The organism is Paracoccus sp. Z118, assembly GCF_019061185.1.
GTDB lineage: Bacteria > Pseudomonadota > Alphaproteobacteria > Rhodobacterales > Rhodobacteraceae > Paracoccus.
The window spans coordinates 70,959-85,758 of record NZ_JAHQZU010000005.1 but is presented as its reverse complement, the minus strand read 5'-3'; the positions used below and the strand labels follow the sequence as shown (position 1 = coordinate 85,758).

The following is a 14,800-nucleotide window of genomic DNA, read 5'->3' as shown; positions in this document are numbered from 1 at the left end:
CGTCATCCTCTGGACAAACGGGGGCAGGTTGCGGTATAGGGCCGCTTCCTGCAGATCAGATCAACTCTAACCTAGGAAGGTGGTGACAACCACATGCAGGTGAGCGTTCGCGACAACAACGTCGAACAGGCGCTTCGTGCCCTGAAGAAGAAACTTCAGCGCGAAGGAGTCTTCCGCGAAATGAAGCTGAAGCAACATTTCGAGAAGCCGTCGGTCAAGAAAGCCCGTGAAAAGGCCGAGGCCGTCCGCCGCGCCCGCAAGCTGGCCCGTAAAAAGGCCCAGCGCGAAGGCGCCCTTTAAAGGGTGCGCGAAGGCGCGCTGTAAGGTCTTGCGACGGCGCCGTGAGGCGTCAGCGAACCGAATGGTTCAAGGAACCCCCGTGGCCGTGGCCGCGGGGGTTTTCTCTTTTTTCTGGTGTATATGTGTGGGGGGTAGATCGTGCCGTAGTTAACCTATCGCTCTCCAATGGCCGATTACGGTCAACCAGGTTAGGCTTCGAAGCCGTACGTTCGGCGGTGGAAGGCGAGGAATTCTTGTTCAGAACGTTGCAGCTCACCGCGCAAAGGCGCCGGCAAGCCCAGCAGGCTACGTTCGCTCTCAGCCACTAAATCGGAAATCAACATCTCACCACCTTTGCCGAACGAAATAAGGCCTCCGTCGAAAAGAGCGTCAATGTGGGCAGCAAGCAACAAGCCATTTCTACTATCCAGTCGCTCTTCATCGCTGCTCGATCGCCAACTCTTGATATGCGAAGCACGCAGAACCTCGCGCTGACCGCAACCGGTGACCGCGCACCTCTTGCCCCATCGGCGATCGAGCTCGGCCCGGAACCGACCCTGTCCGATACGGGCTTGCATCAACGCCTTTCGGGTTGTCTCGGAAATGTCCTTTCTTTTTGTCAGTTTCTTCGTGTCCACAGCTACACCGGCGGAATCAGCAAGCCTAACGGACGCAACTAGACGGTGCCAAGTTGGAGAGCGATCCTGTACCGGAACATGACTTAAGATCGTCAGCGCCTGCTCCACACCGATTTGGGAGTAGCTGCTATACATACCGATAAGTCGCTCCTTCCCCGTAATTGCTCTCGCATTCAGTGCGACGGGCTTTTCTAACCACAGATACATTCCAGCTGGACATATCCAGTTAGGAATCCACTTCACGTCCGGCTGCCAGCTTGCCTTAAACGCATCTTGGTCGTTATTGAAATTGGCTCTGACCGCACCAACATCCCAAGCCTCGCGCCACAGGTCATCCAGACCAAGTCGATCGGCCAACTCCTTCCGGCGCATGTCATCATTCATCAGACAGGTGGCGTTGCCGGCTATTCCCACAAGATCCTGGACGCCGTCATGCGAAGCAAACATGAACACAAAGCTGGCGCCTTCCTCAGGCTCTGCATTGCCTATCCTCTCCGTATGAAACGCCCGGTATCGCACGCCATCTTGAGAAAAGGCAGCTCTGTCCGAGTTGTTCCATTCCTCATGACCGAAGCCATTTAGCTTCGGAAATCCTGAGGTGGCTCTCGCTCCGGACGGGTGCTTGTACCCCGCAGTGTTCCAAAAGATTGGCTTCAGTAAAAAATCCGGCATGACGGCTCCTTTGAGGCACACAACATTCCAGTAGTACATGATCAAAGCACATAACAACGCTGCTTTCGGGCAAGTCTCCCATTCCCCTCACACCGGCAACGCCGTCGTCTGCAGCACCGTCCTCAGCGAGAACGACGACTGCATCTGCGCCACTCCCGGCAGGCGCGACAGATGCTGGCGGTGGATGCGGGCGAAGTCGTCGGTGTCGGCGGCCATGATCTTCAGCAGGTAGTCGGCCGCGCCCGCCATCAGGTGGCATTCCAGCACGTCGGGGATCGCGCGGACGGCCTTTTCAAAGGCGTCCAGCACCGCGTCGCCCTGGCTCGACAGGGTGATCTCCACATAGACGGTCGTCGTCCGGCCCAGCCGGCGGGGGTCCAGCACCGCCACGTAGCCGGCGATGATGCCCGTCTCCTCCAGCCGTTGCACGCGGCGGTGGCAGGCGCTGGCCGACAGGTTGATCCGCTGCGCGAGGTCCGCGTTGGAGATCCGGCCCTCCTTCTGGATGACCGACAGGATGCGGCGGTCGGTTGCGTCCAGATCGCCCGCTGTCGAAGAATGATCCGCCATCGCCGCCTCCGCTGCTGCTTCCTTCCGGGTGTAGCCGTCCGACCCTGTGCATTTAAGCGGAAATCTGCATGATCGGCAGGATGGCGCAATCACAGGAGAGTCGCCGATGAAGATCGGGTGCCCCAGGGAAATCAAACCGCAGGAATTCCGGGTCGGGCTGACCCCCGACGCGGTGCGCGAGCTCGCCGCGCGCGGCCACTCGGTCAGCGTCGAGACCGGCGCAGGTGCCGATGCGGGCTTCGCGGATGAGGATTATACCGCCGCCGGGGCCACGATCGCGGCGGATGCGGTGGAGGTGTTCGCCGCCGAGCTGATCGTCAAGGTCAAGGAACCGCAGCCTGCCGAACGCGCCCTGCTGCGCAAGGGGCAGGTGCTGTTCGCCTATCTGCACCTCGCCCCCGACCCGGACCAGACGCGCGATCTGCTGGCGTCGGGCGTCACCGCCATCGCCTATGAGACGGTGACGGACGCACGGGGCGGGCTGCCGCTGCTGGCGCCGATGTCCGAGGTGGCCGGCCGGCTGGCGCCGCAGGTCGGGGCCTGGACGCTGCAGAAGGCGAATGGCGGGCGCGGCGTCCTGCTGGGCGGGGTGCCGGGCGTTCGGCCGGCGCGGGTGCTTATCATCGGCGGCGGCGTGGTGGGGACGGCGGCGGCGCGGGTGGCGGTCGGCATGGGGGCGAACGTGACGGTGCTGGACCGCTCCGTGCCCCGGCTGTCGCACTTGGACGACGTCTTCATGGGCAAGCTGACGACGCAGTATTCCAGCGCCGGCGCCATCGCCGACCTGCTACCAGCCGCGGATCTGGTGATCGGCGCGGTGCTGATCCCCGGCGCGGCCGCGCCCCGGCTGGTCAGCCGCGCGCAGCTTTCCACGATGCTGCCGGGCGCGGCGATGGTGGACGTCGCCATCGATCAGGGCGGCTGTTTCGAGACATCGCGCCCGACCACCCATCAGGACCCGATCTACGAGGTGGACGGCATCATGCATTACTGCGTCGCCAACATGCCCGGCGCGGTCGCCCGCACCTCGACGCAAGCCTTGGGGAACGCCACCCTGCCCTTCGTCCTCGCGCTGGCGGACAAGGGCTGGCGCGAGGCGGCGGAGGCCGACCCGCATCTGCGCGCGGGTCTGGCCGTCCATGCGGGCACCCTGACCTCGCCCCCGGTGGGCGAGGCGCTGGGGATCGAGGCGGTCAGGCCGGAGGACGTGCTGGCGTGACCTCCGGCGCGGGCGCGGCATCGCCGCCCGCCCGCACCACCGTCTGCGAGGTCGCGCCGCCTGCCAGCAGGTCGCGGATCTCGGCCAGCAGCGCCTCGGACGAGGGGCCGGCGGCGGAATCCTCGGCCACCTGCTTGCGCATCGCGGTTTCCTTGATCCGGTTCACGCCCTTGACCAGCAGGAACACCACGAAGGCGATGATGAGGAAGTTGATCACCGCCGTGATGAAGCTGCCATAGGCGAAGACCGGCGCGCCCGCGTCACGCGCCGCCGACAGGCCCGGATAGTCGTTCCAGTCCATCGCAATGAAATAGTTGGAGAAGTCGGTCCCGCCCGTCACGAGGCCGAGGATCGGCTCGATCAGATCGCTCACCATCGAACTGACGATCGCGGTGAAGGCCGCACCGATGATGATGCCCACGGCCATGTCCATGACATTGCCCTTGGCGATGAAATCGCGAAACTCCTTGATCATGACCAGCCCTTTCGCCGCCCGGTTGCTCTGCCCCGCAAAGTGGCACGGCAGCGATTACCAAACAATTGTCAAGCTCGAAGGAGAATCCGAATGTCCAATCTGAGTGGCTTCCCGATCACGAACCGTTGGCCGCCTCGGCGGCCCGAGGTGATCCAGCTTTACAGCCTTGCGACGCCCAACGGCATCAAGATCTCGATCATGCTGGAGGAATGCGGGCTGGACTATGACGTCCACCGCATCAGCATCCGCGATCCCGAAGATCAGATGACGCCCGAGTTCCTGTCGCTGAACCCCAACAACAAGATCCCCGCGATCATCGACCCGGACGGGCCGGACGGGCAGCCGATGGGGCTTTGGGAATCCGGCGCGATCCTGATCTACCTGGCCGACAAGACCGGCCGCTTCCTGCCGCGCGAAGGGTCGGCGCGCTACCAGACGCTCCAGTGGCTGATGTTCCAGATGGGCGGCGTCGGGCCGATGTTCGGACAGGTCGGCTATTTCTTCCGCTACAAGGGCACCGAGATCGAGGACAAGCGCCCCCTCGCCCGATACCTGAACGAGTCGAAGCGCCTGCTGGGCGTCCTCGACCGCCAGCTTGACGGGCGCGATTGGGTGACGGGGGACTACTCGATCGCCGACATCGCCATCGGGCCTTGGGTGCGCGGCCTGCGCGCCCATTACGAGGCGCAGGACGCCCTCGGCCTCGACGATTTCCGTAACGTCGCGCGCTGGCAGGAAGCCTTCCTCGCGCGTCCGGCGGTGCAGAAGGGGCTGAACGTCCCGCCGAGCGAGTGAGACGAAGGACCGGCCCGCCGGGCCGGTCCGTTCCCGTCGGCTGCGGCCCGGTCAGGTCCGCAGGGTGCCGCCGGTGGCCTTGCCGACCTTCTCCACGATCTTCGCCGCGACCGCCTCGATGTCCTTGTCGGTCAGCGTCCTGTCGCGCGGCTGAAGCCGGGCGGTGATGGCGACGGATTTCTTGCCCGCGCCCATCTGCGCCTCGGCTTTCTCGCCGGTGAACTGGTCGAAGACGCGCACGCTCTCGATCAGCGCCTTGTCGGCCCCTTGCGCCGCATTGGCGATCGCCAGCGCCTCGACCTTCGCGTCCACGACGAAGGCGAAGTCGCGTTCCACCGCCTGCAGATCGCTGATCGTCAGCGCCGGACGGGTCGGCGTCTTCACCTTCGGCAGCGGCACGTTGGCGATGTGGACGGTGAAGGCGACCGCAGGCCCCTTCACGTCCATCGCCTTCAGGATGCGCGGATGCACCTCGCCATAGGTCGCAAGCCGGTTCGGCCCCAGCGCGATGTTGCCGGCGCGGCCCGGATGCCACCAGCCGTCCACCCTGCGGTCGATCTGCGCGCGCGCGGGGGCACCGATGGCGTTCAGGATCGCCTCGGCATCGGCCTTGGCGTCGTAAAGATCGACCGCCCGGCGCGAGCCGAAGGGATCGCGCGCCGCCGAGGCGCCGACCAGCAGGCCGGAAAGCTGCACCGCCTGCTCGCCCGGCTCGCCGCCGGTGAAGACCGGCCCGACCTCGAACAGCGCCAGATCGGCGAAGCCGCGCGCCTGGTTGCGCGCCGCCGCCGCCAGCAGGCCGGGCAGCAGGTCGGGGCGCAGGTGGGTCATCTCCGACGAGATCGGGTTCTCGATCCGCACCGCATCCGAGCCGCCGCCGAACAGCGCCGCCGAGGGCTGGTCGATGAAGCTGTAGGTCACGCATTCGTTGTAGCCCAAGGCCGCCGCCATCCGCCGCGCCGCCGATTCGCGGCGCTGCAAGGGCGTCAGCACCGGCAGCGGCACGCCCGCGCGGGGACGCGGCAAGGGCTGACCCTTGAGCCGCGAAAGGCTGGCGATGCGGGCGATTTCCTCGACCAGATCGGCCTCGCCCTGCACATCGGGACGCCAGCTCGGCACATGCGCCATGTCGCCCTCCAGCCGGAAGCCCAAGGCCTCCAGCGTGGCCCGCTGCTCGGCTTCGGGAATGTCCATGCCGACGAGGCTCTGCGTCCGCTCCGGGTCCAGCCGATAGGCGCGACCCGTGTCCGGCACCGCCCCCGCCTCGACCACATGGCTCGCCTCGCCGCCGCAGAGATCGAGGATCAGCCGCGTCGCAAGTTCCAGCCCCGGCCGGGTGAAGGCCGGGTCCACGCCACGCTCGAAGCGGTAACGCGCGTCCGAGTTGATCTTCAGCGCCCGGCCCGTCGCGGCGATCCCGATTGGCTGCCAGTAGGCGCTTTCCAGGAACACGTCGGTCGTCCCTTCGGTCACGCCCGACGCCTCGCCGCCCATGATCCCGGCGAGGCTTTCCGGCCCGTTCGCGTCCGCGATCACCAGATCGCCCGGCCGCAGCGCATAGGTCCTGTCGTCGAGCGCGTGCAGGCTCTCGCCTTCCGCCGCGCTGCGCACGACCAGATCGCCCTGCACCTTGCCCGCATCGAAGACATGCAGCGGGCGGTTCAGGTCGTAGGTGAAGAAGTTGGTGATATCGACCAGCGCCGAGATCGGCCGCAGCCCGATCGCCTTCAGCCGCTGCTGCAGCCAGTCCGGCGAGGGGCCGTTCGTCACGCCGCGGATCAGCCGCCCGGCGAAATAGGGCGCGCGCTCGGCGGCATCGGGCGCGATGGTGACGCGGACGGGCGAGTCGAACCCGCCCGCAACGGGTTCCACCGTCAGCGGCTTCAACGTGCCCAGCCCCCGCGCCGCCAGATCGCGCGCGATCCCGCGCACGCCGAGCGCGTCCGGGCGGTTCGGGGTGATCTTGATGTGGATCATCGGGTCGATCTTCTCGGGCGCGTTCTCGGCCAGCCAGTCCACGAAACGCTGCCCGACCTGACCCGAGGGCAGTTCGATGATGCCGTTATGCTCGTCCGAAAGCTCAAGCTCGCGTTCCGAGGCCATCATGCCGTGGCTCTCGACGCCCCTGATCTTGCCGATGCCGAGCGTCGTGTCGATCCCCGGCACATAGTCGCCGGGCCTGGCGAGCACGCCGACCAGCCCCGCTTGCGCATTCGGCGCGCCGCAGACGACCTGCTTCTCGCCCTCGTTTGTCGCCACCCGCAGCACCCGCAGCCGGTCGGCGTCGGGATGCGGCTCGGCATGCTCGATCCGGGCGATGGTGAAGGCGGAGAGCTTGGTGGCGGGATCGACGACCTCCTCGACCTCGAGCCCGAGGTCGGTGAGCGCGTCGGTGATCTCGGTCAGGGTCGCCGTGGTTTCGAGATGGTCACGGAGCCAGGAGAGGGTGAGTTTCATTGCAATCGAGTTCCTAGTCCAAGCTCGTCTAACTGGGTTTGCACACTTCGGGCGCGTCGCATCAGACGGTCACCGCCGGATTTTGGCAGTCCTTCGACCAGCCCGGCGAGTTGCGCCGCGCGGCGCTGGGAAATCGCGTCCCGAGCGTTTGAACCCATTGATCCGAGATTGAGAAGGATGCCGTCGATGATCCGAGCGGGACGGAGTTGGCTCCATTCGGAAGCTTCCAAGCTCGTGCCTATAGCAGAGCAAAGCGTTGCAAATCCGCTTTCAGTATTACCGCCGATGCCCTGTAATTTCGCGTAGAACTTCTTGGGATCTGCGACACCCAAGGCCCGCGCCGCGTAGCTGTCATAAACGGTCCAGTTGTCGGGAGACAGGAACCACGACAGCTTTGTCGCTGCGGAAACCTGCCGACCCACAGTCAGCCCGATAATTTGCATATCCTTAGCCAATTCTATGCATTGCTCCGCCCTAGCTTCCAGCTCCTCTGGAACCTTGCACAGTTTCTCATTAACAAGTTCAACAACGGCAGAAATATCACGTCCGTTCGTGTCTTTTTCGAGAGAAGGAAAGCCACGACGGACAGAGTAGAGCCGAAGCGTCTCGGACAGGGAGTGCTTCGTAAACACGCCCCCGTCCTTTCGCAGTTCGCCCAAGATCATCGCGTCGACCGAGAGCCAGATGTGGGCATAATTAAGCGTGCCCCAGTATCCGCAGCACGTCAGCGGCATGTGTATCGCTGTCATCGCGAGAGCCCCCCACTCACCGATGGCACATCACCAGCCGCAAACCCATAATGCCTCAACCAGCGCAAATCGCTCTCGAAGAACGCCCGCAAATCCGGTATCCCGTATTTCAACATCGCGATCCGGTCGATGCCCATGCCGAACGCAAACCCCTGCCACTCCGCCGGGTCGATCCCCCCCGCCTCCAGCACCCTGGGATGCACCATCCCCGATCCCAAAATCTCCAGCCACGACTCCCCCTGTCCGATCTTCAACTGCCCGCCGGACCAGTCGCAGCGGATATCGACCTCGGCCGAGGGCTCGGTGAAGGGGAAATGCGAGGCGCGGAAGCGCAGCTCGACCTGATCCACCTCGAAAAATGCGCGGCAGAACTCCTCCAGCGTCCATTTCAGGTTGGCCATCGAGATGCCCTTGCCGATCGCCAGCCCCTCGACCTGGTGGAACATGGGCGTGTGGGTCTGGTCCATGTCCATGCGATAGACGCGGCCGGGGCAGATGATGCGGATGGGGGCGCCCATCGCCTCCATCGCGCGGATCTGGACGGGCGAGGTGTGGGTGCGCAGCACATGCGGCGGGCGGGTGTCGCCTTCCGCGCGGGCCATGAAGAAGGTGTCGTGTTCCTGCCGGGCGGGGTGTTCCGGCGGGATGTTCAGGGCGTCGAAATTATACCAGTCGGATTCGACCTGCGGACCCTCGGCCACCGAAAAGCCCATGTCGGCGAAGATCGCCGTCACCTCGTCCATGACCTGCGACACCGGATGGATCGTGCCCGAGGGACGCGGGCGGCCCGGCAGCGTGACGTCCAGCCATTCGGACTTCAGCCGCGCGTCCAGCGCCGCATCCTCCATCGCGGAGCGGCGGGCGCGCAGCGCGGTGTCGATCTCGTCGCGCAGACGATTGAGCGCCGCGCCGCGAGTCTGCCGCTCCTCGGGCGTCATCCGGCCGAGTTCCTTCATCAGCCCGCTGATCTCGCCCTTCTTTCCCAGCGCGGCAAGCCGCACCTCCTCCAGCGCGGGCGCGTCGGCGGCGTCGGCCACGCGGGAAAGCCAGGTGGAGCGGAGCGTGTCGGTGTCGGTCATCGGGGGGCCTCGGCTGCGTGCGGGCCGGGCTTAGCACGGGCGCGGGAGCCGTGAAAGCCGCTGGCCGCAAAGGAAAAACGAAAGAACCCGCGCGAGGGGCGCGGGTTCGGGCAGTCGTCAGGGTCAGCCTGTCAGGCGGCGGCGGCTTCGGTGCCGGCCGCGGCCTTCGCTTGGGCGACGATGGCGTTGAACGCTTCCGGCTCGTGCACGGCCAGATCGGCGAGAACCTTGCGGTCCACCTCGATCCCCGCCTTGGACAGCGCGGCGATGAAGCGCGAATAGGTCATCTCGGCGTCCACCGCGCGGACGGCGGCGTTGATCCGCTGGATCCACAGCGCACGGAAGTTGCGCTTGCGGGTCTTGCGGTCGCGGGTCGCGTACTGGTTGGCCTTGTCAACGGCCTGCGTCGCGGTGCGGAAGTTGCGCGAGCGGTTGCCGTAATAGCCCTTGGCGGCGTCAAGGACCTTCTTGTGGCGGGCGTGGGTGACCTTGCCGGATTTAACGCGGGACATGTCTCGGCTCCTCGATCAGCGGTTATAGGGCATGTATTTCTTGACGATCTTCGCGTCCGCGTCGGACAGGATCATGGTCCCGGTCACGTCGCGGATGAATTTCGTCGAGCGCTTGATCATGCCGTGGCGCTTGCCCGCCGGGCCGGCCTTGACCTTGCCCGTGGCGGTCATCGAGAACCGCTTCTTCGCAGCGGCCTTGGTCTTCATCTTCGGCATTTTCATCTCCTTGTCAGAGTGAACGCGCGACTCGGCAATGCCATTCCGGCCGGCCGCACGGGGTAGAAGCGCGCCCTATAGCGGGGCGCGGCAGGCGATGCAAGATCAGATGCGGATGTCGCCGTTCAGCAGATGCTGCCAGGCAAGCCCGAGGTCCTGCACCCGGAACGGGGTCGGGTCGATCCAGGCCCCCCAGACGATGGCGGCCACGCCGATGACGGCGGCGATGGCCGCGCCCCGCGGCGCTTCGGTCCGCGCGAGCGCCGCAATCAGAAGGATCACGGACAACGCCAGCAAGGCCGTGCCCAGAAGGATCAGAATATCGCTCATGCCGTTTCCCGTTGCCGCGTGCCGCCCCTCTAGTCCGGGTCGGTGCGATAGATCAACCGTTCATCGCAGGGAGAGACGCGAAGAATGTTGGTCGATCCAGCGGTGTTGAAGGGCACCCCGGCGATGATGATGAGGTTGCGGGTGGAATCCGCGAACTCGAACTCCCGCGCGGCGAGGATCGAGTTGACGACCGCCTCGCGGAAGCGGTTCAGCGGCGGGGTCAGCACGCAATGCGCGCCCCAGACCAGTGCCATGCGCCGCATCACGTCCAGCTGCGAGGACATGGCGATGATCGGCACGCGCGGACGCTCGCGCGCGGCCAGCCGGACCGTGGTCCCCGATTGCGTGAAGGCGCAGATGGCGGCGATGTCGGTCGTCTCGGCGATCTCGCGGGCGGCGACGGCGATGCTGTCGGCGATGGTGGTGCGGTTGCCGGCCCCGCGCGAGCTTTCGATCACCTCGCGATAGACCGGGTCGCTTTCGACCGAGCGGGCGACGGCGTCCATCGTCTGCACCGCCTGCACCGGGAACCGGCCCGCCGCCGATTCGGCCGACAGCATGACGGCGTCGGCCCCTTCGTAGATGGCGGTGGCGACGTCGCTGACCTCGGCCCGCGTGGGCATCGGGCTTTCGATCATGCTCTCCAGCATCTGCGTGGCGACGATCACCGGCTTGGCGGCATGACGGCAGGCGCGCACCAGCCGCTTCTGGATCGGCGGCACGGCATGGACCGGCATCTCGACGCCAAGATCGCCCCGCGCCACCATGATCCCGTCCGAGACCTTCAGGATGTCGGCGAAGCAATGCACGGCGGCGGGCTTTTCGATCTTGGACAGGATCGCCGCCCGGCCGCGCGCAAGCTCGCGCGCCTCGGTCACGTCCTCGGGTCGCTGCACGAAGGACAGGGCGAGCCAGTCCACCCCCGCCTCGCAGGCGAATTCCAGATCGGCGCGGTCCTTGTCCGACAGCGCGGCGACCGGCAGGACCACATCGGGCACGTTCACGCCCTTGCGGTCCGAGATCGTGCCGCCAGCGGTCACGACGCAGTCCGCGAAATCCGGCCCGCAGGCCTCGACCCGCAGGCGGATCTTGCCGTCATTGACCAGCAGGCGCGATCCGACCTCCAGCACGGCGAAGATCTCGGGGTGGGGCAGCTGCACGCGGGCGCCATCGCCGGGCGCTGCGTCCAGATCGAAGCGGAAATGCTGGCCCGTCTCCAGCTCCACCGGGCCGCTGCCGAAGACGCCGACCCGCAGCTTCGGCCCCTGAAGATCGGCCAGCACAGCGATCGGACGACCCGTTTCCGCCTCGACCGCGCGGATGGCCTGCAACCGGGCAAGGTGGTCGGCGTGACTGCCGTGGCTCATGTTCAGGCGGAACACGTCGGCCCCTGCGTCGAACAGCGCGCGGATCGTCGCCTGGTCGGTCGATGCCGGCCCGAGCGTCGCCACGATCTTCACGTTCCGGTGCCGTCTCATGCGGTATCCTTCCGTCAACCCTGCCGAGTTATGTCCCAACCGCCCGAGGGCGGCAACTGGCCCCGGCCGGTCGCCCCGGCTATATCGCAGGAATGGACGAAGATTCCGTGAACGACGCCGCTTTCCACATCCACGGCGCGGACCGCCCCTCGCGCTGGCTCGTGACCTGCGACCACGCGACGAACCGGGTGCCGCAATGGGTGAACGGCGGCGATCTTGGCATCGCCGAGGCCGACATGGCCCGCCACATCGCCTATGACGTGGGCGCGGCGGGGCTGGCCCTGCGGCTGGCCGAGCGGCTGGACGCGCCGGCGATCCTGTCGGATTTCTCGCGCCTCGTGATCGACCCGAACCGAGGCGAGGACGATCCCACGCTGCTGATGCGGCTTTATGACGGCACCGTGATTCCCACCAACCGAAGTGCGGACGCGGCCGAGCGCGAACGCCGCCTGAACCTCCTCTACCGCCCGTATCACGACGCTTACGCCCGCCTCTCGGGCGCCCACCCCGCCCGCGCGATCTGCGCGGTCCACAGCTTCACGCCGCGGCTCAAGGGCCGCCCGCCGCGCCCGTGGCTGGTCGGCATCCTCTATTCGCACCGGGATGAGCGGCTGGGTCCGCCGATGGTCCGCGCCTGCCGCGACGAAGGCTGGATCACCGGCGACAACCAGCCCTATTCCGGCCATCTGCAGGGCGATTCGATCGATCGCCACGGGCTCGCCCACGGCCGCCCGAACCTGCTGATCGAGGTCCGCAACGACCTGATCCGAGCGCCCGAGGGGCAGCAACAATGGGCAGACCAGCTCGCCCCGGTGCTGGAAAGGGTGCTGGCCGATAACGGCCTCTGACGCAGCCCGGCCACCGTCGGCGTCACTTGAACACGGGTATTTGGACCAGAAAGAAGCACGGCCAGACAGCTTCTTTCTGGCCCAAATACCATTCGACAGCGCGGCCCGACGAGACGTTGCCCGTCTGCTAACACGGCTCACAGGAAGCTCTGCGGGTCGATATCCACGCTCAGCCGCAGATTCGCGGGCGCCTTGCGCGCGGCGGCAAGCCACGCGGCGATGGCTGATTGCAACGGCGCCTGACGCGGCGCGCGGATCAGCATCCGCACGCGGTAGCGCGCCCGGACCCGCGCAATCGGCGCGGGGGCCGGGCCGAACAGATCGGCACCGATGTCGCGCAGTGGCCGGGCCGCGCGGGCGAGATCGCGGGCATAGGCTTCGACCACCGGCTGGTCGGGATGGGACAGGATCACCCCCGCGAGGCGCGAGAAGGGTGGCATCGCCGCCGTTTGCCGGGCGGCCGCCTCGGCGTCCCAGAACGCCTCGTCCTCTCCCGAGAGGATCGCCCGGATCACCGGATGGTCGGGCTGGTGCGTCTGCAGCAGCGCGACGCCCGGCCGGCCGCCCGACTGCCGCCCGGCCCGCCCCGCCACCTGCCGCATCAGCTGGAACGACCGTTCGGCCGCCCGAAGGTCGGCCCCTTGCAGCCCCAGATCGGCGTCGATCACCCCCACCAGCGTCAGGCCGGGGAAGTTGTGCCCCTTGGCGACGATCTGGGTGCCGATGATGATGTCCGACCCGCCTTGGGCGATGTCCGCAATCGTCGCCTTCAGCGCCCGCGCCGACTGGAACAGGTCCGACGACAGCACCGCCGCCCGCGCTTGGGGAAACCGCTCCGCCACCTCTTCGGCCAGCCGCTCGACTCCCGGACCTATGGCGGCCATCTTCCCCTCGGTGCCGCAGGCCGGACATGCCACCGGGGTCGGCTTCGTCGCCCCGCATTGATGGCAGACCAGCCGCTTCTGGAACCGGTGCTCCACCATCCGCGCGTCGCAGTCGTCGCAGCCCACCTGCTGCCCGCAGGCTCGGCAGGTCGTGATCGGCGCATAGCCGCGGCGGTTGAGGAACAGCAGCGACTGTTCGCCCCGCTCCAGCCGCGCCTCGACCGCCTTTGTCAGCGTCGGCGAGATCCAGCGCCCCGAGGGCATTTCTTCTTCCCGCAGGTCGATGGCCGCCATTTCGGGCAGTTCCGCCTCGCCGTAGCGCGAGCGCAGGTCGAGCCGGCGATACTTCCCCGCCGCCGCGTTCACCCACGACTCGACGGACGGCGTGGCCGAGGCCAGCACCACCTGCGCGCCCTCGATGCTGGCCCGCAGCACCGCCATGTCGCGGGCGTTGTAATAGACCGTCTCGTCCTGCTTGTAGCTGCCGTCATGCTCCTCATCGACGACGATCAGCCCGAGATCGCGGAACGGCAGGAACAGCGCCGAGCGGGCGCCGACGACCATCCCGACGCCGCCCTGCCCCGCACCGTTCGCCGCCATATGCCACAGCCGCCGCCGTTCCGCGCCGGTCACGCCCGAGTGCCACTCTCCGGGCCTCGCCCCGAACCGCGCCTCGACCCGGTCGAGGAACTCCGCCGACAGCGCGATTTCCGGCAGCAGCACCAGCGCCTGCCGGCCCTGCCGCAGCGTCTCGGCGACCGCTTCCAGATAGACCTCGGTCTTGCCCGAACCGGTGACGCCGCGCAGCAGCGTGGTGCCGTAGCCGCCCGCGCGGATGGCGGCCCGCAGCACCTCGGCGGCCTCCGCCTGATCGGCGGCGAGCGGCTTGCCCGGCAGGTCCGGGTCCAGCGCCGGATAGGGGGCGTCGCGCGGCGCCTGCTCCTCGGTCAGCGTCCCGGCGGCGACCAGCCCCTTGACCACCGACGCGCCGACGCCCGCCAGTTGCGCCAGTTCCGAGGGGGCGAACCCGGCTCCGCCGTGATCGTCGATCACCCGCAGCACGGCGGCGCGGGCGTCGGTCATCCGCTCGGGCGGCGCACCGGCGCGGCGGATGATGCGGCGGGCGGCGGGCGGATGGGCCAGATCGGGGGCCCGCAGCGCCATCCGCAGCATCACCGGCAGCGCCGTCAGGGTGTAATCGGCGGCGCGGGTCAGGAACTCGATCATCCGCGGCGACAGCGGCTCGGCCTCGATCACCCGCAGGATCGGGCGCAGCTTGGCCGCGTCGAAGGTCCCCTCGCCCGGCCCCCAGACGCAACCCAGCACCTGCCGCGGCCCCAGCGGCGCGATGACCAGCTGCCCCAGCCGCACGCCGCCCTCGGGGGCGAGCCAGTCCAGCAGCCCCACCGGCTCGGTCGTCAGCACGCCGACGCGCGCGCCATGCGGAAAGAACGTAGGTTCCCTCATCGCAGCGCCGTCCCGCCCATCGCCATGCCGCACCGTGTCATCGCGACGGAATGGGCCATCCTTTGCCGCCCGGTCAAGCCGCCCGGCCTTCCCGCGAGAGGCGATCTGCGCTACACCCCGCACCAACCCGGT

At 67.2% G+C, this 14,800-nt stretch carries 14 protein-coding genes and 1 pseudogene; 4 read left to right on the top strand and 11 right to left on the bottom strand.

The annotated features are described in order from the left end of the window. The first annotated feature begins 93 nt into the window (after positions 1-93). On the top strand, positions 94-300 hold the full coding sequence (rpsU, locus tag KTN05_RS05735) for a 30S ribosomal protein S21 (protein WP_011748553.1): 207 nt from the start codon (positions 94-96) through the stop codon (positions 298-300). 188 nt (positions 301-488) lie between these two features. Here the strand turns inward: rpsU and KTN05_RS05730 are convergent, their stop codons facing one another. Both KTN05_RS05730 and KTN05_RS05725 read right to left on the bottom strand, forming a co-directional pair. Then, a complete protein-coding gene (locus KTN05_RS05730) occupies positions 489-1,628 on the bottom strand; it encodes an HNH endonuclease (RefSeq protein ID WP_217328429.1) in 1,140 nt (379 codons plus the stop codon). A gap of 48 nt (positions 1,629-1,676) precedes the next feature. Continuing rightward, positions 1,677-2,159 carry an Lrp/AsnC family transcriptional regulator gene (locus KTN05_RS05725; RefSeq protein ID WP_217328428.1) on the bottom strand — a complete coding sequence of 161 codons (483 nt, stop codon included), beginning with the start codon at positions 2,157-2,159 and terminating at the stop codon, positions 1,677-1,679. A gap of 106 nt (positions 2,160-2,265) precedes the next feature. Between KTN05_RS05725 and ald the strand changes: the two genes are divergently transcribed. Continuing rightward, positions 2,266-3,378: an alanine dehydrogenase gene (ald, locus tag KTN05_RS05720; protein WP_217328427.1), complete on the top strand. Its 1,113-nt coding sequence runs from the start codon at positions 2,266-2,268 to the stop codon at positions 3,376-3,378. A gap of 64 nt (positions 3,379-3,442) precedes the next feature. Here ald and mscL read toward each other — a convergent pair. After that, positions 3,443-3,853, bottom strand: a pseudogene (gene mscL / locus KTN05_RS05715) (large conductance mechanosensitive channel protein MscL); the annotation flags it as partial. A 90-nt stretch (positions 3,854-3,943) separates the two neighbouring features. Between mscL and KTN05_RS05710 the strand changes: the two are divergent. Continuing rightward, complete coding sequence (locus KTN05_RS05710; protein ID WP_217328426.1) at positions 3,944-4,648, top strand: glutathione S-transferase N-terminal domain-containing protein; 705 nt, start codon at positions 3,944-3,946, stop codon at positions 4,646-4,648. 51 nt (positions 4,649-4,699) lie between these two features. Here the strand turns inward: KTN05_RS05710 and pheT are convergent, their stop codons facing one another. The 7 genes from pheT to pyk all read right to left on the bottom strand — a co-directional run bounded on the left by pheT (position 4,700) and on the right by pyk (position 11,469). Continuing rightward, the gene (gene pheT / locus KTN05_RS05705) at positions 4,700-7,105 is read right to left on the bottom strand and encodes a phenylalanine--tRNA ligase subunit beta (protein ID WP_217328425.1); all 2,406 of its coding nucleotides are present in this window, start codon (positions 7,103-7,105) and stop codon (positions 4,700-4,702) included. Further along, positions 7,102-7,839, bottom strand: coding sequence for a hypothetical protein (locus KTN05_RS05700; RefSeq protein ID WP_217328424.1), 738 nt, complete (start codon positions 7,837-7,839; stop codon positions 7,102-7,104). Before KTN05_RS05700 ends, pheT begins: the two co-directional genes overlap by 4 nt. A gap of 11 nt (positions 7,840-7,850) precedes the next feature. After that, the gene (gene pheS, locus KTN05_RS05695) at positions 7,851-8,933 is read right to left on the bottom strand and encodes a phenylalanine--tRNA ligase subunit alpha (RefSeq protein ID WP_217328423.1); all 1,083 of its coding nucleotides are present in this window, start codon (positions 8,931-8,933) and stop codon (positions 7,851-7,853) included. Positions 8,934-9,064: 131 nt separating this feature from the next. Then, the gene (rplT, locus tag KTN05_RS05690; RefSeq protein WP_217328422.1) at positions 9,065-9,445 is read right to left on the bottom strand and encodes a 50S ribosomal protein L20; all 381 of its coding nucleotides are present in this window, start codon (positions 9,443-9,445) and stop codon (positions 9,065-9,067) included. 15 nt (positions 9,446-9,460) lie between these two features. Beyond that, entirely contained in the window at positions 9,461-9,661 is a 201-nt protein-coding gene (rpmI, locus tag KTN05_RS05685) for a 50S ribosomal protein L35 (RefSeq protein ID WP_115754184.1), read from the bottom strand. A 105-nt stretch (positions 9,662-9,766) separates the two neighbouring features. Further along, entirely contained in the window at positions 9,767-9,991 is a 225-nt protein-coding gene (locus KTN05_RS05680; RefSeq protein ID WP_217328421.1) for a hypothetical protein, read from the bottom strand. A 29-nt stretch (positions 9,992-10,020) separates the two neighbouring features. Beyond that, complete coding sequence (pyk, locus tag KTN05_RS05675) at positions 10,021-11,469, bottom strand: pyruvate kinase (protein WP_217328420.1); 1,449 nt, start codon at positions 11,467-11,469, stop codon at positions 10,021-10,023. Between the two features lie 92 nt (positions 11,470-11,561). On the opposite strand from pyk, the gene KTN05_RS05670 reads away from it, so the two are divergent. Beyond that, complete coding sequence (locus tag KTN05_RS05670; protein WP_217328419.1) at positions 11,562-12,317, top strand: N-formylglutamate amidohydrolase; 756 nt, start codon at positions 11,562-11,564, stop codon at positions 12,315-12,317. 137 nt (positions 12,318-12,454) lie between these two features. On the opposite strand, the gene KTN05_RS05665 is transcribed toward KTN05_RS05670, so the two are convergent. Continuing rightward, on the bottom strand, positions 12,455-14,668 hold the full coding sequence (locus KTN05_RS05665; RefSeq protein WP_217328418.1) for a primosomal protein N': 2,214 nt from the start codon (positions 14,666-14,668) through the stop codon (positions 12,455-12,457). Between the last annotated feature and the right edge of the window lie 132 nt (positions 14,669-14,800).

Bases quoted from the DNA above. Each gene is read 5' to 3' on its own strand.
- rpsU (WP_011748553.1), top strand. From the start codon at position 94: ATGCAGGTGAGCGTTCGCGACAACAACGTCGAACAGGCGCTTCGTGCC.
- KTN05_RS05730 (WP_217328429.1), bottom strand. From the start codon at position 1,628: ATGTACTACTGGAATGTTGTGTGCCTCAAAGGAGCCGTCATGCCGGAT.
- KTN05_RS05725 (WP_217328428.1), bottom strand. From the start codon at position 2,159: ATGGCGGATCATTCTTCGACAGCGGGCGATCTGGACGCAACCGACCGC.
- ald (WP_217328427.1), top strand. From the start codon at position 2,266: ATGAAGATCGGGTGCCCCAGGGAAATCAAACCGCAGGAATTCCGGGTC.
- KTN05_RS05710 (WP_217328426.1), top strand. From the start codon at position 3,944: ATGTCCAATCTGAGTGGCTTCCCGATCACGAACCGTTGGCCGCCTCGG.
- pheT (WP_217328425.1), bottom strand. From the start codon at position 7,105: ATGAAACTCACCCTCTCCTGGCTCCGTGACCATCTCGAAACCACGGCG.
- KTN05_RS05700 (WP_217328424.1), bottom strand. From the start codon at position 7,839: ATGCCGCTGACGTGCTGCGGATACTGGGGCACGCTTAATTATGCCCAC.
- pheS (WP_217328423.1), bottom strand. From the start codon at position 8,933: ATGACCGACACCGACACGCTCCGCTCCACCTGGCTTTCCCGCGTGGCC.
- rplT (WP_217328422.1), bottom strand. From the start codon at position 9,445: ATGTCCCGCGTTAAATCCGGCAAGGTCACCCACGCCCGCCACAAGAAG.
- rpmI (WP_115754184.1), bottom strand. From the start codon at position 9,661: ATGCCGAAGATGAAGACCAAGGCCGCTGCGAAGAAGCGGTTCTCGATG.
- KTN05_RS05680 (WP_217328421.1), bottom strand. From the start codon at position 9,991: ATGAGCGATATTCTGATCCTTCTGGGCACGGCCTTGCTGGCGTTGTCC.
- pyk (WP_217328420.1), bottom strand. From the start codon at position 11,469: ATGAGACGGCACCGGAACGTGAAGATCGTGGCGACGCTCGGGCCGGCA.
- KTN05_RS05670 (WP_217328419.1), top strand. From the start codon at position 11,562: ATGGACGAAGATTCCGTGAACGACGCCGCTTTCCACATCCACGGCGCG.
- KTN05_RS05665 (WP_217328418.1), bottom strand. From the start codon at position 14,668: ATGAGGGAACCTACGTTCTTTCCGCATGGCGCGCGCGTCGGCGTGCTG.